At 67.3% G+C, this 18,833-nt stretch carries 19 protein-coding genes and 1 pseudogene; 15 read left to right on the forward strand and 5 right to left on the reverse strand.

All coding sequences use genetic code 11. From position 1 onward, the window contains the following. Window positions 1–82: 82 nt before the first annotated feature. The 6 genes and pseudogenes from rnr (at window position 83) to GH266_RS03610 (ending at window position 6,201) form a co-directional block, all read left to right on the forward strand. Window positions 83–2,320: a ribonuclease R gene (gene rnr / locus GH266_RS03585; RefSeq protein WP_158196028.1), complete on the forward strand. Its 2,238-nt coding sequence runs from the start codon at window positions 83–85 to the stop codon at window positions 2,318–2,320. Next, a complete protein-coding gene (locus GH266_RS03590; RefSeq protein WP_158192675.1) occupies window positions 2,317–2,805 on the forward strand; it encodes a DUF983 domain-containing protein in 489 nt (162 codons plus the stop codon). Before rnr ends, GH266_RS03590 begins: the two co-directional genes overlap by 4 nt. After that, entirely contained in the window at window positions 2,802–3,545 is a 744-nt protein-coding gene (locus GH266_RS03595; protein ID WP_158192676.1) for an NUDIX hydrolase, read from the forward strand. Before GH266_RS03590 ends, GH266_RS03595 begins: the two co-directional genes overlap by 4 nt. A 171-nt stretch (window positions 3,546–3,716) precedes the next feature. After that, window positions 3,717–3,884 carry a 50S ribosomal protein L33 gene (rpmG, locus tag GH266_RS03600; RefSeq protein ID WP_158192677.1) on the forward strand — a complete coding sequence of 56 codons (168 nt, stop codon included), beginning with the start codon at window positions 3,717–3,719 and terminating at the stop codon, window positions 3,882–3,884. A gap of 685 nt (window positions 3,885–4,569) precedes the next feature. Next, entirely contained in the window at window positions 4,570–5,214 is a 645-nt protein-coding gene (locus GH266_RS03605) for a DUF2799 domain-containing protein (protein WP_158192678.1), read from the forward strand. Between the two features lie 274 nt (window positions 5,215–5,488). Beyond that, window positions 5,489–6,201: pseudogene (locus GH266_RS03610) on the forward strand (IS5 family transposase). Window positions 6,202–6,214: 13 nt separating this feature from the next. Here GH266_RS03610 and GH266_RS03615 read toward each other — a convergent pair. Together GH266_RS03615 and GH266_RS03620 are read right to left on the reverse strand one after the other, a co-directional pair. Next, entirely contained in the window at window positions 6,215–7,651 is a 1,437-nt protein-coding gene (locus tag GH266_RS03615; RefSeq protein ID WP_158192680.1) for a PleD family two-component system response regulator, read from the reverse strand. A gap of 28 nt (window positions 7,652–7,679) precedes the next feature. Next, on the reverse strand, window positions 7,680–8,048 hold the full coding sequence (locus GH266_RS03620) for a response regulator (protein WP_067216017.1): 369 nt from the start codon (window positions 8,046–8,048) through the stop codon (window positions 7,680–7,682). Between the two features lie 155 nt (window positions 8,049–8,203). On the opposite strand from GH266_RS03620, the gene GH266_RS03625 reads away from it, so the two are divergent. The 3 genes from GH266_RS03625 to GH266_RS03635 are packed head-to-tail and all read left to right on the forward strand — an operon-like array spanning window position 8,204 to window position 10,589. Continuing rightward, window positions 8,204–8,521 carry a DUF3572 domain-containing protein gene (locus tag GH266_RS03625; protein ID WP_158192681.1) on the forward strand — a complete coding sequence of 106 codons (318 nt, stop codon included), beginning with the start codon at window positions 8,204–8,206 and terminating at the stop codon, window positions 8,519–8,521. Then, window positions 8,518–9,198, forward strand: coding sequence for a hypothetical protein (locus GH266_RS03630; RefSeq protein ID WP_158192682.1), 681 nt, complete (start codon window positions 8,518–8,520; stop codon window positions 9,196–9,198). The genes GH266_RS03625 and GH266_RS03630 overlap by 4 nt, the downstream gene beginning before the upstream one ends. A 38-nt stretch (window positions 9,199–9,236) precedes the next feature. Beyond that, window positions 9,237–10,589: a DNA polymerase IV gene (locus GH266_RS03635; RefSeq protein ID WP_158192683.1), complete on the forward strand. Its 1,353-nt coding sequence runs from the start codon at window positions 9,237–9,239 to the stop codon at window positions 10,587–10,589. Window positions 10,590–10,601: 12 nt separating this feature from the next. Here the strand turns inward: GH266_RS03635 and GH266_RS03640 are convergent, their stop codons facing one another. Beyond that, the gene (locus tag GH266_RS03640; RefSeq protein WP_158192684.1) at window positions 10,602–11,330 is read right to left on the reverse strand and encodes a GntR family transcriptional regulator; all 729 of its coding nucleotides are present in this window, start codon (window positions 11,328–11,330) and stop codon (window positions 10,602–10,604) included. 249 nt (window positions 11,331–11,579) lie between these two features. Between GH266_RS03640 and GH266_RS03645 the strand changes: the two genes are divergently transcribed. Further along, the gene (locus tag GH266_RS03645; protein WP_158192685.1) at window positions 11,580–12,560 is read left to right on the forward strand and encodes a glycosylasparaginase; all 981 of its coding nucleotides are present in this window, start codon (window positions 11,580–11,582) and stop codon (window positions 12,558–12,560) included. Between the two features lie 77 nt (window positions 12,561–12,637). Next, a complete protein-coding gene (locus GH266_RS03650) occupies window positions 12,638–13,666 on the forward strand; it encodes an amino acid ABC transporter substrate-binding protein (RefSeq protein ID WP_199270433.1) in 1,029 nt (342 codons plus the stop codon). Window positions 13,667–13,731: 65 nt separating this feature from the next. Here the strand turns inward: GH266_RS03650 and GH266_RS03655 are convergent, their stop codons facing one another. Further along, window positions 13,732–14,586, reverse strand: a complete 855-nt coding sequence (locus GH266_RS03655; RefSeq protein WP_209001535.1) for a cell envelope integrity EipB family protein — start codon at window positions 14,584–14,586, stop codon at window positions 13,732–13,734. 195 nt (window positions 14,587–14,781) lie between these two features. Here GH266_RS03655 and GH266_RS03660 point away from each other — a divergent pair, with 195 nt between their 5' ends. From GH266_RS03660 to GH266_RS03675, 4 genes are all read left to right on the forward strand, one after another. After that, the gene (locus tag GH266_RS03660; protein WP_067334142.1) at window positions 14,782–15,246 is read left to right on the forward strand and encodes a RidA family protein; all 465 of its coding nucleotides are present in this window, start codon (window positions 14,782–14,784) and stop codon (window positions 15,244–15,246) included. Window positions 15,247–15,273: 27 nt separating this feature from the next. Next, window positions 15,274–16,044, forward strand: coding sequence for a glycerophosphodiester phosphodiesterase family protein (locus tag GH266_RS03665; RefSeq protein ID WP_158192686.1), 771 nt, complete (start codon window positions 15,274–15,276; stop codon window positions 16,042–16,044). A gap of 123 nt (window positions 16,045–16,167) precedes the next feature. Beyond that, on the forward strand, window positions 16,168–17,427 hold the full coding sequence (locus tag GH266_RS03670; RefSeq protein WP_158192687.1) for a GNAT family N-acetyltransferase: 1,260 nt from the start codon (window positions 16,168–16,170) through the stop codon (window positions 17,425–17,427). A gap of 215 nt (window positions 17,428–17,642) precedes the next feature. Beyond that, the gene (locus GH266_RS03675) at window positions 17,643–18,071 is read left to right on the forward strand and encodes an HIT family protein (RefSeq protein WP_244953870.1); all 429 of its coding nucleotides are present in this window, start codon (window positions 17,643–17,645) and stop codon (window positions 18,069–18,071) included. A gap of 16 nt (window positions 18,072–18,087) precedes the next feature. Here GH266_RS03675 and GH266_RS03680 read toward each other — a convergent pair whose 3' ends face one another. Then, the gene (locus tag GH266_RS03680; RefSeq protein ID WP_158192689.1) at window positions 18,088–18,750 is read right to left on the reverse strand and encodes a glutathione S-transferase family protein; all 663 of its coding nucleotides are present in this window, start codon (window positions 18,748–18,750) and stop codon (window positions 18,088–18,090) included. Window positions 18,751–18,833: the final 83 nt, after the last annotated feature.

Raw genomic sequence — 18,833 nt, forward strand, 5'->3', positions numbered from 1 at the left:
CAAGGGGCCGAAACGTCCGCGCACGGCGAAAAAGGGCGAAAAGACCAAGGGCGCGGCGGAGCTGCCGAGCCGTGACGCGATCATGGCCTTCCTCGCCGACAATCCCGGCATGGCCGGCAAGCGCGAGATCGCGCGGCATTTCGGCATCACGGGCGGCGCCCGCATCTACCTGAAGCGCCTGCTGCGCGAGATGGCCGACGACGGGCTGCTGGAAAAGCGGCAGAAGCGCCTGTCGCGCCCCGGCGACCTGCCGCCGGTGCTGGTGGTGCTGGTCACCGGCCGCGACAGCGACGGCGAGCTGCTGGCCGAGCCGGCAAGCTGGGACGTGGACGAGCACGGGACCGCGCCGCGCATCCTGGTGCTGCCCGACCCGCGCAAGTCCGACATGCGCGCCCCCGGCCTCGGCGACCGGCTCCTGGTGCGCCTGACCGAAGATCCGACCGGCGAGGAAGCGACCCGCGCGGGCCGCATCATCAAGCTGCTCGACCGCCAGGCCTCGGCCGTGCTCGGCATCCTGCGCCAGGCGGGCGGACGCACCTTCCTGGAGCCGATCGACCGCAAGCAGAAGGAACTCGAGATCGACACGAGCGATCTCAAGGGCGCGGCAGACGGCGATCTCGTCGGCGCGCAGGTCACCAAGGTCGGCCGCTACGGGCTGCCGCGCGGGCGCATCGTCCGCCGCATCGGCGCCATGCATTCGGAAATGGCGGTCTCCGAGATCGCCCTGCACACCCACGGCATCCCGCACGACTTCCCCGACCGGGTGATCGAGGCCGCGGAGAACGCCAAGCCCGCGACGCTCTCGGGCCGCGAGGACTGGCGCAAGCTGCCGCTGATCACCATCGACCCGGCCGACGCCAAGGACCACGACGACGCGGTGCATGCGGTGGCCGACGAGGACCCGGCCAACGAGGGCGGCCATGTCGCCACCGTCGCCATCGCGGACGTGGCCTATTACGTCCGCCCTGGCGAGCCGCTCGACCGCGAGGCGCATCTGCGCGGCAACTCGGTCTATTTCCCCGACCGGGTGATCCCGATGCTGCCCGAGGCGCTGTCCAACGGCCTGTGCTCGCTGAAGGAAGGCGAGGACCGCCCGGCCATGGCCGTGCGCATGGTCTTCGACAAGGACGGGCGCAAGCTGCGCCACAGCTTCCACCGGGTGACGATGCGCTCGGCGCTGAAGATCTCCTACGACAAGGCGCAGGCCGCCATCGACGGCGAGCCCGGCATCGTCGCCGATGCGGTGCTGGAAGAGATCCTGAAGCCGCTCTGGGCCGCCTATGCGTGCCTGAAGCGCGGCCGCGAGGCGCGCGAGCCGCTTGATCTCGACCTGCCCGAGCGCAAGATCCGCCTGAAGCCGGACGGCACGGTGGACGGCGTCTACGTGCCCAACCGCCTCGACGCGCACAAGCTGATCGAGGAGTTCATGATCCAGGCCAACGTGGCGGCAGCCGAGACGCTGGAGCAGCACGGCGTGCCCCTGCTCTACCGCGTCCACGACGCCTCGAGCCCGGAGAAGCTGGAAGCGCTGAAGGAGTTCCTGGGGACGCTCAGCATCCGCCTCGCCTCCGGCGGCGGCATCCGCCCGGCGGCGTTCAACGGCATCCTGAAGAAGGTCGTGGGCACGCCCGAGGCCGAACTGGTCAACCAGGTGATCCTGCGCAGCCAGGCCCAGGCGGAATACTCGCCGCAGAACATCGGCCATTTCGGCCTCAACCTGCGCCGCTACGCCCATTTCACCTCGCCGATTCGCCGCTATGCGGATCTCATCGTCCATCGCGGCCTGATCCGGGCGCTGAAGCTGGGCGACGACGGGCTGCCGGACGGAATGGAGGGCAAGCTGGAGATGATCGGCGCGGACGTGTCCGCCGCCGAGCGCCGGGCGATGCTGGCGGAGCGCGACACGGTCGACCGGCTGATCGCCCTGTGGCTGGCCGACCAGGTCGGCACCCGTTTCAACGGACGGATCTCCGGCGTCGTCAAGTCAGGCCTGTTTGTCCGCCTCGACGACACCGGTGCGGACGGTTTCGTGCCCGCTTCGACCATCGGCGACGACTACTACCATTACGACGAATCGTCGCATTCGATGAGCGGCAGAACCACAGGCGAAACCTACTCTCTCGGGGATCGGGTGGAGGTTCGGCTGGTCGAGGCGGCCCCTTATGCAGGTGCCCTGCGGTTTGAACTTTTGAGCGAAGGTCACTATCACAAGAGACGGAGTGCGCGCGAGCGCACCATGGAGCGCAACCGCAAGCACACGAGCGGCGGCGCCGGCCGCTCCCCGTCGAAGGGTCGGCCATCGAAAGGACGGCGCAAATGACAGTCACCTATGCAGGCTCGGCCGAGCTGGCGGGCGTAATTCCCGCGGCGGGCGCTTCGGTTGCCAAGCCCAAGCGCGATGTCGGCCGCGCCATGATGTTCGGCGCCAAGGGGCGCTGCCCGGCCTGCGGAGCGGGGCGCCTCTACGGCAAGTACCTGAAGGTCGAGCCGGTCTGCGCCTCTTGCGGCGAGGAACTGCACCACCACCGCGCCGACGACGCCCCGCCCTATTTCACGATCTTCGTGGTCGGCCACGTGGTGCTGCCGATCGCGCTGGCGGTCGAGATGGCGATGATGCCGCCGATGTGGCTGCACGCGGTGCTGTGGCTGCCGCTGATCGTCATCATGACGCTGGCCTGCCTGCCGCCGATCAAGGGCGCGCTGATCGGCCTGCAATGGGCCAATTACATGCACGGCTTCGACCCGAACGCCATCGGCGACGACGAGCCGGCCTACGACTTCGGCGGGGACGGCTCCCGCACATGAACGAGTTCCTGGTGCGCCGGCTGTCCGAGGCCGAGCGGCAGACGAACAACCCCAACCTGCGGCCGAAGGATGCGGCGACGCTGCTCGTGCTCGACCGCAAGGAGGACGGGAATCACCGCGTTCTGATGGGGCGCCGCCACATGCGGCACCGATTCATGCCCGGCATGTTCGTGTTTCCCGGCGGCCGGGTCGACCCGGCCGACAGCCGCGTGCCGATCGCCGGCGACTATCATCCGGGCGTTGCCGAAAAGCTGCTCCACGCGATGAAGGGGCCCAAGACGCAGGCCCGCGCCCGCGCGTTCACCGTCGCCGCTGTGCGCGAGACCTACGAGGAGGCCGGCCTGCTGGTCGGCACGCCCAGCGAGCTTGCCTGGCAGGGCAGCGGCGATATGGCCGCGTTCTCCGACCGGCGCCTGCTGCCGGACCTGTCGCCGGTGCGCCTGATTGCCCGCGCGATCACCCCTCCCCGCCGGCCGCGCCGCTTCGACACGCGGTTTCTGGCGGTTTTCGCCGATGCGGTGGCCGACCGCCTGCCTTCGGGCACCGGTCCCTCGGGCGAGCTGGAGGACGTCCACTGGCTGACGCTGGAGGAGGCCAAGTCGCTGGAACTGCCGACGATCACGCTGACGATCATCGAGGAGCTGCAGGCGCGTCTTGCGGACGATCCCGAGCTCGACCCGGCCCATCCGGTGCCGTTCTACTACTGGCGCGGCCAGGGTTTCGTGCGCGAGGAGATCTGACGCGCGGATCTGCGTGCGAAACCCAGGGACGGCCGTTGCCTTCCCGCTTGACTTTGGGCGCGCGGAACGTATGTTGCGCGCACAGTTTTCCAAGATTACCCGGTGGAGCGTCTTCTCCGAAGAAACGGAGGCTCCGACGTATGGCCGGACACAAGTGCAAGGACAAGAACGATGGCCAAGGCGACCACCATCAAGATCAAGCTGCTGTCGACGGCTGACACCGGCTTCTTTTACGTGACCAAGAAGAACTCCCGCACGATGACCGACAAGATGGTCCAGCGGAAGTACGACCCGGTTGCGAAGAAGCACGTCGAGTTCCGCGAAGCCAAGATCAAGTAAGATCTCGCGCTCGCGCGGCTCTGCCGGCAAAGGCCCCTTCGGGGGCCTTTTTTGCGTCTGCATGCCCTGTTCTCTGCGTCTGCATGCCGGAGACGAAGACGCATCCCGTTGCGAGAGGGTGCGCGTGGCCTGAGTCGGGTTCTGCGGAGATGTCGGGATGCTGAGCGAAAGGCGATCGGCGTCCCTGCGGGACACGAGGAGGCCACTCCAAACCCGGGGGGACGCCGATCAGGCCCACGGTGTCAGGAGATGCGGCGGACCTGAACTTTCCGTGGGTCATCTTGCGCGGGCCCTGCCGATAACAGCAAAGCCGGCAAGATAACGAGGCGCCGATCCGAGGACCTGTCACCATCGATTGCTTTGAGAGTACCTGAAAGGCCCGTCGAATCAACATACTCGCCGAGATCGTTAAGAGTTTCTTTTCATTTTATGTAAATAAGTTCGGTTAACAGGCCGAAGTCGCAAGATTGTTGCGCAAGGTGACGTCGACGTGATCGATTCGCCCCTTTGCGGGGCGACACGCGCGGCCGAAACCGGGCCGATGCGCGGGCCCGCCGGCCCTCGTTCCTCCCCCCTCGCACATCCAGTTGCGCAAGGCCCGCGCCGCAGATAAGGAAAAGGCGCCGTGGGGGGCGGCAGTATCAGCCTTCCGTGCGGCATCGTTTCAGCCGAACGGAACCGCCTCATGAAACAGTGCCTCGCCGCCGTCCTCCTGATCCTTGCCGCAGGCCTTCTTGCGGGCTGCGAGACGGTGTCCAAGGAACAATGCGTTGCCGGCGACTGGAGCGAGATCGGCCGCGCCCATGCAGCGCAGGGCTACCCCTCCTCCCGCTTCGAGGATGTCGCCAAGGATTGCGGCCGGCATGGGATCACCCCGGACCCGCAGGCCTATATGAGCGGCTGGGACAAGGGCGTGCAGCTCTATTGCACCCCGCTCAACGGCTTCAACCTCGGCCGCCAGAACACCAGCCTGTCGCCGATCTGCCCGCCGAACCTTGCCGGCGAGGCCGAACGCGCCCACCGGCTCGGCAAGCGGATCTGGACGACTCGCGACAAGGTCACCCAGCTGGAGCGGCGGATCGACGACCGCCAGCGCGAGATCGACCGCCTGCGCTCCGAACTGGACCGGCTCGACTGCCGCGACAAGACGGGCGACGAGCGCATCGCCTGCCGCGACCGCCAGAACGACCTGCGCCAAAGGGTGCAGGATTCGCGCTTCGAGATGCAGGATGCCCGCTTCGAGCTGAACGACCGCCGGCGCGACTACGAGCTGACGCTGGCGCAGGTGGACGAGGAAGCCCGCCGCACCATTCCCGGCTACCAGCAGTAGGCAAGGGCCTCTAGCCTAGTGTGGCGAATTTGAAATACGCCTCGTTTTGGCAGCACACCCAGAGCGTATTTCGAATTCGAAAACCACACTAGAAACATAAACTTGCTAGTCACCTTTTTGAATCTGAAGTTCGTTCAGAGCATGCCGGGAAATGCGACGAACTTCAGATTCGGGTGACTAAGGCCTGTGGGGATTCAGGATTCCCATTTTGCCGGAGATGTGATTCACACTCCGGATGGAACGCTTCGTACTGACCGACGCCCAATGGGCGAAGATGGAACCGCACTGTTTGGGCAAGCCGACGGACCCTGGACGCAGCGGGGGTAACAACCGACTGTTCATGGAGGCGGTGCTGTGGATTGCTCGCACGGGTAGTCCGTGGCGTGATCTGCCTGCCATGTTCGGCAACTGGAGTACGGCGTTCCGGCGGTTCAGCGACTGGCGCAAAGCCGACGTTTTCAAGCGGATTTTCGATGCTCTGTCGGATGAGCCGGACATGGAATACGCCATGATTGATGCCACCATCGTCAAGGTTCACCGGCACGGTCAGGGCGCAAAAGGGGGACTCAGAGCCAGGCCATAGGCCGCTCCAAAGGCGGCATGACGACCAAGGTTCTGGCCCTGACTGATGGGCTCGGGAACCTTGTCCGCTTCCGCCTGATGCCCGGCCACCGCTTCGACACCGTTGGCGTTGCCCCGCTCATCGACGGCGTCGAGTTCGGAGCTCTGCTCGCTGACAAGGCTTTCGATAGCAACGACATTGTCGCCAACCTCAATGAACGCGGCGCGAAGATCGTCATCTCGCAGCACCCACGCCGCGCCAAGCCCATCCCGCTCGACGTCGAGATGTACAAATGGCGCCATCTGATCGAAAACTTCTTCTGCAAACTCAAGGAGTTCAAACGCATCGCCATGCGCGCCTGCAAAACCGATCAGAGCTTCGAGGCCATGATCTACCTCACCGCCGCCGTCATCAACTCACGATGAATCCCCACAGGCCTTAGCCGATGCGCGCGGTGCGGCCGGGCGTGGTGCCGGGCAGCGGCGCGGCCGAAGCGTGCCCCTCGGCGTTGCTCTCGCCCGCATCCAGCTCGACGCGGTTGCGGCCCTCGGCCTTGGCCCGGTAGAGGGCCTGGTCGGCGCGCTTCAGCATGGCCGGACCGCTGTCGCCCCGCCCCTGGAACGCGGCAACGCCGATGCTCACGGTCACCAGCATTTCGTCGGCGGACGGCAGGGAGAACGGCTCCGCCTCGATGATCTTGCGCAGGCGCTCGGCAATGCCGGCGGCCTTGTCCAGATCGGTCTCCGGCATCAGCATGACGAATTCCTCGCCGCCGAACCGGCAGGCGAGATCGAGGCTGCGGGTGTGCGAGCGCAGGCGCCGCGCCACGTCGCGGATCACCCCGTCGCCGGCATCGTGCCCGTGCAGGTCGTTGATCCGCTTGAAATGGTCGATATCGACCAGCATCAAGGCCAGCGGCAGGCCGGCCTCGGCCGCCTGGCGCAGTTCGCTCGCCAGATGCGTTTCCAGGTAGCGCCGGTTGCGCAGGCCCGACAGCGGATCGGTGACCGCCATCGCCAGGGTCTGCTCCACATCGGCGGCCAGCCGGTCCGTCGCCCGCTTGCGGCTGACCTGCGTGCGCACGCGGATCGCAAGCTCGGTCTTGTCGATGGGGCGCACGACATGGTCGTTGACGCCGAGGTCGAGCGCCCGCGTCACCCGCGCCGTATCGTCCGGATCGGCGATCAGCACGACGGGCACCAGCCGCGTGCGCTCGAGCGAGCGCAGCTGCGAGACGAGGCGCAGGGCGTCGTAGCCGGCAAGACGGAGATTGATGAGGATCGTGTCGTAGGCCCCGTTGGAGGCCGACAGCAGCGCCTGCGCGGCCGACGGCTCCACCGCCACGTCGTAGTCGCGCGAGAGCGCGGCGGCGAGCCGTTCGGCGGAGACGGGACTGTCGTCGACGATGAGGACGCTGCCGGGCGCCTCGCCGGCCGGATCGAAGTCGCTGGCAAGGCCGAATTGCGAACCGGTCTGGGCGCGCAGGCGCAGCTCGTCGGTCAGCCGCTTGAGGCCGATGAGATTGCGCACCCGCGCCACCAGCGCGACATCGTTGACCGGCTTGCTGAGAAATTCGTCGGCCCCGGCGCGCAGGCCTCGGATCCGGTCTTCCGAGCGGTCGAGCGCGGTGATCAGGACGACGGGGATATGGGCAAGGCGGGGATCGGTCTTGATTCGCCGGCAAACCTCGAACCCGTCGAGGCCGGGCATCATCACATCGAGCAGGACGATATCGCAGGGCCAGTCGGCGAGAATTTCCAGCGCGTCCGCGCCGCTCACGGCGGAGCGGACCTCGAAATACTCGGCACCGAGCCGGGCTTCCAGAAGCCTCACATTCGCCTTGACGTCGTCGACAACGAGAATGCGCCCGCTCATGCCCCGCCCGTTGGCCCTCGTCGGTTGATCAGTCGCCCAGATAGGAACGCACGGTTTCCAGGAACTTGGCGACCGAGATCGGCTTGGAAATATAGGCCTCGCAGCCCCCCTGGCGGATTCGCTCCTCATCCCCCTTCATGGCGAAGGCGGTGACGGCGATGACCGGGATGGTCTTGAGATCGTCGTCTTCCTTGATCCATTTCGTGACTTCGAGCCCGGAAACCTCCGGCAGCTGGATATCCATGAGAATCAGCTGCGGGCGGTGCTCACGCGCAAGCTCCAACGCCTCCATTCCCGTCCGGGTCTGGAGCGTCTGGTAGCCGTGGGCCTCCAGAAGATCATGAAACAGCTTCATGTTGAGTTCGTTATCCTCAACAATCAGCACGGTTTTAGCCATAGTATTCGCCTTCGTCCCCGCGCCCGGCCTACCCGCGGCTCACGTTCCGGCACCTTGCAGCGCCGGGTTGGCGAGAGCGTGACTGGCGTCGGCCCCTTACCCACGATAGGTACCATATATCGTAGAGGGAATTCGTTTCGGAAAGGCAAACGCGAATGATTGGGCGGCATTCATCCCGGCTGGGGTCGCAGGAAGCGGAGGCGATCGCCACGGACGCCCTTGGCTACCTCGCCTCGGACATGGAGCATCTCGGCCGTTTCCTGGCCCTGGCGGGCATCGGCCCGGCGGATCTCAGGGACGCGGCGAGCGAGCCCGGCTTCCTGATCGGGGTGCTGGAGTTCTACATGGGCCACGAGGCCCTGCTGCTGGCCTTTTGCGAGGCGCGCGGCCTGCGCCCGACCACCATCGCCACCGCCCGCCACGCGCTCGATACCGCCCATGGCGACGGTACCTTCGGGGAGAGCGGCGAATGAGCGCGCCGACGCCGGTGCTGCCGGCAACGCTCGACCAGATCCGCCAGCTGCACGAGACGGCCCCTGCCCGCCCCGGACGCCCGCTCGTCATCTGCGACGTCGACGAGGTGGTGCTGCTGTTCCTCGCCCATCTGGAGGAGCATATGGGCCGCTCGGGCCACCGCTTTCTCAGCCACGAGTACAAGCTCACCGGCAACATCGCCGATGCGGCCGGCACGCTGCTGGAGGCGACCGTGGTGCGGGCGCTGATCCAGGCCTTCTTCGACGAATGGGTCGAGCTGCAGAAGCCGGTGCCGGGCGCCGCCGATGCGCTGGCAAGCCTTGCCGGGGCCGCCGACGTGGTGTTCCTCACCAACCTGCCCGGCGACTGGAACCGCGAGGGGCGCATCCGCACGCTGACCAGCCACGGCATGGCCTATCCGCTGGTCACCAATTCCGGCCCCAAGGGCGGGGCCGTGGCGGCCCTTGCCGCCGGACGCAGCGCGCCGGTCGTCTTCATCGACGACAGCCCCTCCAACATCCGCTCGGTGCGCGACAGCCACGCAGGCAGCACCCTGGTGCATTTCATCGCCGACCAGCGCTTCTTCGCCGGGGCGGAGGATATCGAGGGAACCGGCCTGAAGACCCATGACTGGGGCACGGCGACCACGTATATTCGGCAGGTGATCGGCGGCTGAGAGCCTACCCCGCCGCCGAACGACCGGAGCCGCGGGACATGTCGGGCGCAGTGCCTGTTGGGGGACGTATAGCGGGCAGCGCCGGGGCAATCCGCGCCGGCACGGTCCTGTGCCGCGACTGCCTGACCCGGGCGCCGGCGGCGATGCGCGGCACGTCTCTGCGCTGCCGCGCCTGCGGCAGCCCGCGCGTGCTCTCCCATCCCGAGCTCGACAGCCTGTCGATTGCCCATATCGACTGCGATGCCTTCTACGCCTCGGTGGAAAAGCGCGACAACCCGGAGCTGATCGACCGGCCGCTGATCATCGGCGGCGGTACGCGCGGCGTCGTCTCGACCTGCTGCTACATCGCCCGCATCAACGGCGTGCGCTCGGCCATGCCGATGTTCAAGGCGCGCGAATTGTGCCCGGACGCGGTGGTGATCAAGCCCGACATGGCGAAATATGCCCGCGTCGGCCGCGACATTCGCGAGCGCATGCGCACGCTGACGCCGCTGGTCGAGCCGCTCTCCATCGACGAGGCGTTTCTCGACCTGACCGGCACCGAGCGGCTGCATCACGCGAGCCCGGCGGAAACACTCGCCCGCTTCGCCCGCTCCATCGAGGAGGAGGTCGGCGTCACCGTTTCCGTCGGGCTGGCGCCCAACAAGTTCCTGGCCAAGATCGCCTCCGATCTCGACAAGCCGCGCGGCTTTTCGGTGATCGGCGCGGCCGAGGCGGTGAGCTTCCTGGCGGAGCAGTCCATCGGGCTGATCTGGGGTGTCGGCAAGGTGTTCCAGCAAAAGCTCGCCGCCGACGGGCTGACCACCATCGGCCAGTTGCAGAAGATGGAGGCGGTGGACCTTGCCCGGCGCTACGGCGCGATGGGCCTGAGGCTCGCCAGCCTTGCCCATGGCCGCGACGACCGGCCGGTCTCGGCGACACGCGAGACCAAGAGCGTGTCGAGCGAGACGACCTTCGACACCGACATTTCCGACGTTGCGCGGCTGCGCGCCATCCTGCGGCGGCTTTCGGAAGAAGTCTCGACGCGGCTGAAGGCGGCGGATCTTGCCGGGCGCACGGTGACGCTGAAGCTGAAGACGCCGGACTTTCGCATCATCACCCGCTCGCGCAGCCTCTCCGATCCGACGCAGCTCGCCGACCGGATCTTCCGCACCGGCGAGGACCTGCTGAAGGGAGCGGCGGAGGGAAAGCGCTTCCGCCTGATCGGCATCGGCGTGTCGGAACTGACGGACGGAACGCGGGCAGACCCCGAGGATCTGGTCGACCCGGTCGCCGGCCAGCGCGCCCGGGCCGAGCGGGCCATCGACGCGCTGCGCTCGAAATTCGGCAAACAGGCGGTGGAGCTGGGCCTCACCAAGGCCGGCGATCCGCGCCGGCAGCGCGACCGCTAGCGGCGAAAGGCCTTACCGGGCCTCCTCGTCCGCAGCTTCCTTCTGGCGCAGCGCCTTCAGCCGGGAAATCAGCGTCCGCGCACCGAGCAGGATATGCGTCGTCAGGTGCTCGCGGGCAGCGGCAACGTCGCCCTTGCGGCACAGTTCCACCAGCATCCGGTGCTCGCGGCTCATCCGCTCGCGCCCGCCGGTCAACCGGATCGGCAGGGGAAAGTGCCGGTAGGCATTGCGGTAGAGCTTGTGCACCAGCTCCAGCGTGCGCGGCCGGTTCGCCGGCGCGTAGAGCGCCGCGTGAAAGCGCCAGTTGAGATCGGACCAGGTCTCGTCGCGCGGATCGCTCTCCATCTCCGCCACCAGCGCTTCGGCGCGCGCATAGTCCCGCTCGCCGAGGATCGGGATGGCCTGCTCCAGCAGCCAGCCCTCCAGCTGGGCGCGGATCTCGTAGGTCTCCTCCAGATCGTCGACCGAAAGCCCCGAGACCACCGCCCCCTTGTTGGTGACCAGGGTCACCAGGCCTTCGGCCTCCAGCTGGTGCAGCGCCTCGCGCACCGGCACGCGGCTGACGCCCAGCTCGCTCGCCAGCTTCTCCTGCCGCAGCTGCGCCCCCTCCGGCAGGTCGCCGCTCAGGATGCGCTCGCGCAGCCGGTCGACCACCTGGGCGCTCGTCGTCTTGCGGCGCCCGGTCGGAGCCTCGCCCGATGCGGGCCCCGCTACGGTCCCTGATGCTGCACTCGATGTCATCGGCAGAACGCGCCTTTGTTGCGGTGTCGGTCGGGCAAGGCATAGCCCGTTGCCCGCCGCGATGATAGCAGCCTTTACGGCTCGAAAAAATTGAATCCAATTTCTAAAATTATCTGCCATAATGACGCTCTCGCATCTGACAGGAATCGGAAATTTCGTAGAAAAACCGCGGAAATTTGCGCTGATTTCCTCGAAATAAACTGGATACAATATGAGAGAAGCAAACGCTAAAACACAGGCCAAGCCGGCATGATCGTCGTCTCCAACAACGAAGGAGGCTGCGGAATTCCGACGACGGCGCAGCTGCTGGCCGAGGGCCGCTCCGCGCTCGACGCGCTCGAGGCGGGCCTGCGCCTGGTCGAGGCGGACGAGAGCGTGCGCACCGTCGGCCGCGGCGGCTGGCCCAACCTGCTGGGCACGGTCGAGCTGGACGCCTCGGTCATGGACGGGACGACGTTCCGCACCGGCGCGGTCGGCGCCCTCACCGGCTTCCTGCACCCGGTCTCCATCGCCCGCCAGGTGATGGAGCAGCTGCCGCACGAGTTCCTTGTCGGCGAAGGCGCCATGCGCTTTGCCCGCGAGATCGGCGCGGAGGCCGGGGAGCTCTTGATGCCGCACGCGGAAAACGCCTGGAACCGCTGGTTCGCCACCGAGGTCGGCGAGGCGGAGCGGCGGGACTGGCCGAACGTGCCCATGCGCGAGCTGTGCAAGCAGGCGATCGACCCGGAGCTCGGCCGCGACACGACGGTGTTTCTCGGCCAGGACCGCAACCGCGACATCGCCGCGGCGACCAGCACCTCAGGCTGGGGCTGGAAGTATCCGGGGCGCCTCGGCGACAGCCCGGTGATCGGCGCCGGCTCCTACGCGGACAGCCGCCATGGCGCCTGCGCCTGCACCGGCGTCGGCGAGATGACCATCCGCTGCGGCACCGCCCGCGCGGTGGTGCTCTACATGAAGATGGGCATGACCGTCGGAGAGGCGGTGGATGCCGCCGTCGACGACATGCGCGCCCTCAAGGGCGGGCTGATCGGCCGCGTCACCATCCACGCCATCGACGCGCAAGGACATCACAAGGTCGTCGCGGTCAACGGACTTCCCGAAAACCACTACTGGATCTGGCGCGAAGGCGACGCCGCCCCGCGCGCCGAACCGGCGGAAATCATCCCCATCAGCGACGACCCCACCCCGAGGCCAACGGCGCATGGCCGCTACGAGGTCATGGACCTGTAGCGCTTGCCGCCAGCGGAAGGGCGCGGGAAAGGCCCGCTCCCTCGAACTGACAACAAGACCCAACCGGAGAACATGGAATGGCATCAACAGGCATCAAGCTGGCCATGGCCGCAGTGGCGGGAACGCTGCTGCTCGGCAATGCGGCGCTGGCGAAGGGCACGCTCGACATCGTCAAGGAGCGCGGACGGCTGGTCTGCGGAACCAGCACCGGCATCGCCGGGTTCAGCATGGCCGACGACAAGGGCGAGTGGACCGGCCTCGACGTCGACGTCTGCCGGGCGCTGGCGGCGGCGATCTTCGACGATCCGCAGAAGGCGGACTTCGTGCCGCTGTCGAGCAAGGACCGCCTCGTGGCGCTGCAGACCGGCGAGATCGACGTGCTGCCGCGCACCACGACCTGGACGCTCGGCCGGGACTCCGGCATCGGCCTCGACTTCACCGCCGTCAACTACTACGACGGCCAGGGCTTCCAGGTGCGCCGCGACCTCGGCGTGGAATCGATCCGCGAGCTGAACGGCGCCTCGATCTGCACCGTGCAGGGCACCACCAACGAGCTGAACCTTGCCGACTATTTCCGTGTCAACAACATGGACTACCAGCTCGTCACCTTCCAGAGCATCGACGACACGGTGAAGGCCTATGAGAGCAAGCGCTGCGACGCGCTGACGACCGACATGTCGCAGCTCGTCTCCTACCGCCTGAAGATGGCCGAACCGGACGCGCACATGCTGCTGCCCGGCGTCATCTCCAAGGAGCCGCTCGGCCCCTATGTCCGCCAGGGCGACGACGAGTGGTTCGATATCGTCCGCTGGACGGTCTTCGCGATGGTCAATGCCGAGGAGCTCGGCGTCACCAAGGCGAATGTCGAAGAGCTTGTCGCCACCAGCGACAACCCGGAGATCCGCCGCCTGCTCGGCCTCGACGGCGAGTTCGGCAAGTCCCTTGGCCTGACCAACGACTGGGTCGCACGGATCGTCCGCCATGTCGGCAATTACGGAGAGTCCTTCGACCGGAACCTGGGCACCGGCAGCCCGATGCAGCTGCCGCGCGGCGTCAACGCGCTGTGGTCGCAGGGCGGCATCCAGTTCGCGCCCCCGATCCGCTGATCGACCGCTGATCTACCCCTGAAAACCAGGTGCGGGCGGGTTCGCCTGCCCGCACCCCCGAAGACCTACCGGTCGCACTCGCCGGCCTGCATCCGCGTCATCTCGACGAGGTTTCCGCGCAGCTCGAAGTCGCCGTAGTCCAGCACCAGCCGCCGGCTGACGCCGTTGTCGTAGAGCAGGAAGCTGAGCTGGTAGATCGGCGTGCGCTCGCCGCCATCGCCCTTGCTCTCGTCGAAATAGGAAATCGTCACCGGCCAGTGGGCGCTCGCGCCGATCTCGCCGACGGCGGCCGCGTCGTCGCGCCCGACATCGCCTGCGCCCTCGCGCCGCGGACCGATCACCGCCGTGGTCTCGTAGACCTTCTCGCCGGTCTCCGAACCGTCGAAGAGATCGGCGACGAAGATCGTCTTCCCCTCCTGCGCCTGTCCCAGCATGGTGACCAGGTGCTCGGTCGGGAACAGGACCTTGCGCTTCAGCGCGACCTGGTTGTCCTTCGGCTTCTTCACGTCGATGTCGATGCCGCCGTCCACACGCTCGGCCCGCCCCTGCGTCTCCTCGCTGAGCTGCTGGTTGACGAAGGTCTTGGAGACGAACTGGAAGCTCTTTCCGGCCGGCTCCTCGAAGGAGCTGTTCTGCAGGTCGGTGACGCGGCTGTTGCCGCCCTCGTCGGCAACCTGCGTGACGAAACGGAACGCGACGCTGTAGCCCTCGCAGGCATTGCCCGTGAACTCGTAGACCATGCGCCCGCGCACGGCCGTCATGCCGGTCGCTTCGGCGCTGTCCGTCAGTCCGAGATCGTAGACGGCGCGATGCGGCTGCAGCTGAACGCCGGCAAGGGCCGCCCCGGGTGCGCCGGCAATCGCCAGGAGGACGCCGAGCCCGGCCATGGCGAGCGGGCGCGTCCAGTGGGTGTGACACATGAAGCTTGTCTCCTTGGAGCAATCCGAGGTCCTACTCTTGCCCATCCGGCGCGCGCCGACCAGACCCATTCGTCCCGCGTGCGCGACAGCCGCGCCGATCATCCACCCGTTTCTCCCGCACCGGCCCGGCAGGCGGCTTGATGCCTCCCCGGATTTGGGCCAATGTCGCCGCCGACAATCCAAAGGAGGACTGCAATGCCGGGTCAGATCGAGGCGCGTATCGCCGAACTGGGCGTCACCCTTCCGCAGGCGGCGGCGCCGGCGGCCAACTACGTGCCCTTCGTGCGCACGGGCAACCAGCTGTTCATCTCCGGCCAGATCCCGATGGGTCCGGACGGCATCCAGTTCCAGGGCAAGCTCGGCGCCGGCACCTCGATCGAGGACGGCCAGGCCGCCGCACGCCTTTGCGCCATCAACCTGCTGGCCCAGGCCAAGGCCGCGCTCGGCGACCTCGACAAGGTCGTGCGCCTCGTCAAGATCGTCGGCTTCGTCAACTCCGCTCCCGACTTCGGCGACCAGCCGAAGGTGATGAACGGCGCTTCCGACTTCCTCGTCGAGGCGCTCGGCGACCGCGGCCGCCATGCCCGTTCGGCCGTCGGCGTTGCCGGCCTGCCCTTCGGCGTCGCCGTCGAGGTCGAGGCGGTGTTCGAGGTCGAGTAAGACGGCACAGGGACGGCGGACACCACGATGCGTGACATTTCCTGGCTGACCAGCCGTCCCATCGCCCATCGCGGCTATCACGACAAGTCGCGCGGCTGCCTCGAGAACAGCGCGAGCGCCGTTCAGGCAGCCATCGACAAGGGCTTCGCCATCGAGGTCGACCTGCAGCAGAGCGCCGACGACGTGCCCATCGTCTTCCATGACGACACGCTGGACCGGCTGACCTTCGAAAGCGGGCCGGTGCGCCAGCGCAGCGCCGCGGAACTCACCCGCATCGCCTTGCGCGGCACGCAAGACCGGCTATGGACGCTGGACGACCTGCTCGCCCAGACGGACGGCAAGGCCGGTCTTTGCATCGAGATCAAGTCGCGCTTCGGCCGCACGCCGGAGCGCGACTTCATCGCCTCCATCGCCGCGAGCCTTGCCCGCTATACCGGCCCGGTCGCGGTGAAGTCCTTCGACCCGGAAATGCTCGCCCTCATGCGCGAGGCCGCCCCCGACATTCCGCGCGGCGCGCTCGGCGACGGCGCCCGCGACCTGAAGGAATGGGGCCGCGCCAGCCGCGTCGATCGCTTCGCCCTGCGCCACTTTCTGCACAGCGTCCGCACCCGGCCGAGCTTCGTCTCCTACTGGGTGAAGGACCTGCCGGCGCTCGCCCCGACGGTCCTTCGCAAGGCCTTCGGCCTGCCGCTGATCGCCTGGACGGTGCGCACGCCGGAGGACCTTACCCGCGCCCGCGCCTTCGCCGACCAGATCGTCTTCGAAGGCTTCGATCCGGACGCAGCCCCCTCCTCCTGACGCGATGCCTGACACGCCGCCTTTGCAGCACGCGTGCGGCGCACTAGATGTGAGGAACGAGTTCCCCATCCGGCCGGCAGCGCTTCTCCTTGCGCGGGCCGCAAGCGTTGAAGGCCTGCCCGAGTGACCGCAAGCGACGAAGACACCCGCGCGTTCCGCCTCAAGGCGATCGGCGGGCTCTCCGACTTTCCGCGCGAGGAGTGGGACGCGCTGGCCAATCCCGGCTGGCGGCTGGATCCGGGCGGCAAGCTGTCGCCCGCTCCGTTTGAATCGAAATCTGCAGGCGTTGAATCACTTTCTCCGCCAACCGCCTTCAACCCCTTCATATCTCACGACTTCCTGTCGATCCTGGAAGAAGCGGGCTGCGTCGGACGCCGGGCCGGATGGCTGCCGCAGCATCTGATTCTGGAGGATCCGGACGGGCGCGCCGTTGCCGCCCTGCCCTGCTATCTCAAGTCCCACTCGATGGGCGAGTACGTCTTCGACCACGCCTGGGCCGATGCCTATGAGCGCGCCGGCGGCAGCTACTATCCCAAGCTTCAATGCTCGGTGCCGTTCACCCCGGCGACCGGGAGGCGCTTCCTGACCGGGCCGGATATCGACCGCCAGGCTGCCATCGCCGCGCTGTCGCAGGGGCTCCAGGACCTTTGCGCACTGCGCGAGGCCTCCTCCGCCCACATCACCTTCATGGAAGAGGACGAGTGGCAGGCGGCAGGCGAGCACGGCTACCTGCTGCGCACCGACCAGCAGTTCCACTGGGAGAACCACGGCTATGCCGATTTCGAGGGCTTTCTCGGCGACCTCGCCTCGCGCAAGCGCAAGCAGATCCGCAAGGAGCGGCGCGAGGCACTGGCGGCCGGCATCGAGATCGAGCGGCTGACGGGCAGCGACCTCAACGAACGCCACTGGGACGCCTTCCACGACTTCTATGAGGACACCGGCGCGCGCAAGTGGGGACGCCCCTATCTCAACCGCCGCTTCTTCTCGCTGCTCGGCGAGAGGCTGGGCGAGCGGGTGCTGCTGGTGATGGCCCGGCGCGAGGGACGCTACATCGCCGGCGCGCTGAACCTCGTCGGCTCGCATGCGCTGTTCGGGCGCAACTGGGGCTGCATCGAGGAGCACCCGTTCCTGCATTTCGAGGTCTGCTACTACCAGGCCATCGACCATGCCATCGAGCACGGCCTGCCCCGCGTGGAGGCCGGCGCACAAGGAGCCCACAAGCTCGCGCGCGGCTATCTGCCGAGCCTGACGCGCTCTGCCCACCACATCGCCCACCCCGGACTGCGGGACGCGGTCGCCGACTATCTGGAGCGCGAGCGCCGGGCGGTGGAGCAGGAAGGCGCCTATATCCGCGACGAGCATTCGCCCTTCAGGAAAGCCTGAAGACCTCCCGCCATCCGATTCTTTCGACTCGTCTTTTCGCCCTCGTTGAATCGGGACGCGAGGCGGCCCGGACTGCCCCCGGGCCGCACCCCGAGCCACCGTTGAATCGTTTTCTCAGCTTGAATCTGATTCTGAACTTGAACGCAGGCGGCGGCTGTGCTGCCAAGAAGGCAACGCGTTCGCCCGCCAGGGCCCTACCGGAGACCACCATGCCGATCGAAGCTGCTGCCTATGACGACCAGAATGTCTTCGCCAAGATCCTGCGCGGCGAGCTGCCCGCCCAGAAAGTGTACGAGGACGACAAGACCCTCGTCATCATGGACATCATGCCGCGCGGCGACGGCCATGTGCTGGTGATCCCGAAGACCCCCTCGCGCAACATCCTCGACATTGCCGAGGACGATCTCAACGCGGTGATGAAGACCGTGCAGAAGATGGCGCATGCGGTGGTGCGCGCCTTCGACGCCGACGGCACCACCATCCAGCAGTTCTCCGAAAGCGCGGGCGGACAGGTGGTGTTCCACACCCATGTCCATGTCATCCCGCGCTTTGCCGGCGTCGCGATGCGCCCGCATACCGGCGAGATGGCCGACCAGGCGGTGCTGGCGGCCAATGCCGACAAGATCCGCGCTGCCCTCGCCTGAGCGAAGGCGCGGAACCTCAGTTGCCGCCGCTCGCCTTCGCAGCGGCGGCCTCATGCGCCGCATCCAGCCGGCCTTCGTCCTGGAAGACGCGCTGGAAGCTCGGCCGGGACGTGATGCGCTCGGCATAGTCGGTGAAGACCGGCAGGTCCGGCACCAGCTTGAACATCAGCGTCCAGCGCAGCGTCGAGCCCCAATGGATGTCGGCAACGGTGATCTCGTCGCCCAGAAGATAGGGCGCCTTGCCGAGCTGCTCGGCCAGGGTCTCCATCACCTGGTCATAGGTGCCATAGGGCGACTGCGGGCCGGGATCGTGGCCGAGCGCCTTGTCCACCACCGCCGGTTCGAAACTGGCGGCATAGAACACCATCCAGCGCAGATAGGCGCCGCGGCGCGGATCGCCGATGGCCGGGGTCATCCCCGCCTGCGGGAAGAGATCGCCGGCATAAAGGGCGATGGCGACGGACTCGGTCACCACCGTGTCGCCATGGGTCAGCGCCGGCACCTTGCCGAGCGGATTGATCGCCAGGTAGTCGGGCAACTTGTGCTCGCCGGCGCGCATGTTCAGCACATGAAGGTCGTAGGGCGCGCCGAGCTCGTCGAGCAGCACGCGGGTGGTGCTGGCACGGCTGCGGGGCGCGTAATGCAGCGTCAGCTTGTCGGCGGAACCTGTGTCGGACATGGGATCTCTCCTTGGGGCCGGACCGGCGGCGCGCCATCGCGCCGTCGCTGGTGTGGACTACCAGCCCCCTGCTGACAGCCTCG

Source organism: Stappia indica (assembly GCF_009789575.1).
Lineage (GTDB): Bacteria > Pseudomonadota > Alphaproteobacteria > Rhizobiales > Stappiaceae > Stappia > Stappia indica_A.

What these genes read in the sequence shown, in the direction of transcription:
- rnr (WP_158196028.1), top strand. Translation starts at nt 83, where the DNA reads ATGGCCTTCCTCGCCGACAATCCCGGCATGGCCGGCAAGCGCGAGATC.
- GH266_RS03590 (WP_158192675.1), top strand. Translation starts at nt 2,317, where the DNA reads ATGACAGTCACCTATGCAGGCTCGGCCGAGCTGGCGGGCGTAATTCCC.
- GH266_RS03595 (WP_158192676.1), top strand. Translation starts at nt 2,802, where the DNA reads ATGAACGAGTTCCTGGTGCGCCGGCTGTCCGAGGCCGAGCGGCAGACG.
- rpmG (WP_158192677.1), top strand. Translation starts at nt 3,717, where the DNA reads ATGGCCAAGGCGACCACCATCAAGATCAAGCTGCTGTCGACGGCTGAC.
- GH266_RS03605 (WP_158192678.1), top strand. Translation starts at nt 4,570, where the DNA reads ATGAAACAGTGCCTCGCCGCCGTCCTCCTGATCCTTGCCGCAGGCCTT.
- GH266_RS03615 (WP_158192680.1), bottom strand. Translation starts at nt 7,651, where the DNA reads ATGAGCGGGCGCATTCTCGTTGTCGACGACGTCAAGGCGAATGTGAGG.
- GH266_RS03620 (WP_067216017.1), bottom strand. Translation starts at nt 8,048, where the DNA reads ATGGCTAAAACCGTGCTGATTGTTGAGGATAACGAACTCAACATGAAG.
- GH266_RS03625 (WP_158192681.1), top strand. Translation starts at nt 8,204, where the DNA reads ATGATTGGGCGGCATTCATCCCGGCTGGGGTCGCAGGAAGCGGAGGCG.
- GH266_RS03630 (WP_158192682.1), top strand. Translation starts at nt 8,518, where the DNA reads ATGAGCGCGCCGACGCCGGTGCTGCCGGCAACGCTCGACCAGATCCGC.
- GH266_RS03635 (WP_158192683.1), top strand. Translation starts at nt 9,237, where the DNA reads ATGTCGGGCGCAGTGCCTGTTGGGGGACGTATAGCGGGCAGCGCCGGG.
- GH266_RS03640 (WP_158192684.1), bottom strand. Translation starts at nt 11,330, where the DNA reads ATGACATCGAGTGCAGCATCAGGGACCGTAGCGGGGCCCGCATCGGGC.
- GH266_RS03645 (WP_158192685.1), top strand. Translation starts at nt 11,580, where the DNA reads ATGATCGTCGTCTCCAACAACGAAGGAGGCTGCGGAATTCCGACGACG.
- GH266_RS03650 (WP_199270433.1), top strand. Translation starts at nt 12,638, where the DNA reads ATGGCATCAACAGGCATCAAGCTGGCCATGGCCGCAGTGGCGGGAACG.
- GH266_RS03655 (WP_209001535.1), bottom strand. Translation starts at nt 14,586, where the DNA reads ATGTGTCACACCCACTGGACGCGCCCGCTCGCCATGGCCGGGCTCGGC.
- GH266_RS03660 (WP_067334142.1), top strand. Translation starts at nt 14,782, where the DNA reads ATGCCGGGTCAGATCGAGGCGCGTATCGCCGAACTGGGCGTCACCCTT.
- GH266_RS03665 (WP_158192686.1), top strand. Translation starts at nt 15,274, where the DNA reads ATGCGTGACATTTCCTGGCTGACCAGCCGTCCCATCGCCCATCGCGGC.
- GH266_RS03680 (WP_158192689.1), bottom strand. Translation starts at nt 18,750, where the DNA reads ATGTCCGACACAGGTTCCGCCGACAAGCTGACGCTGCATTACGCGCCC.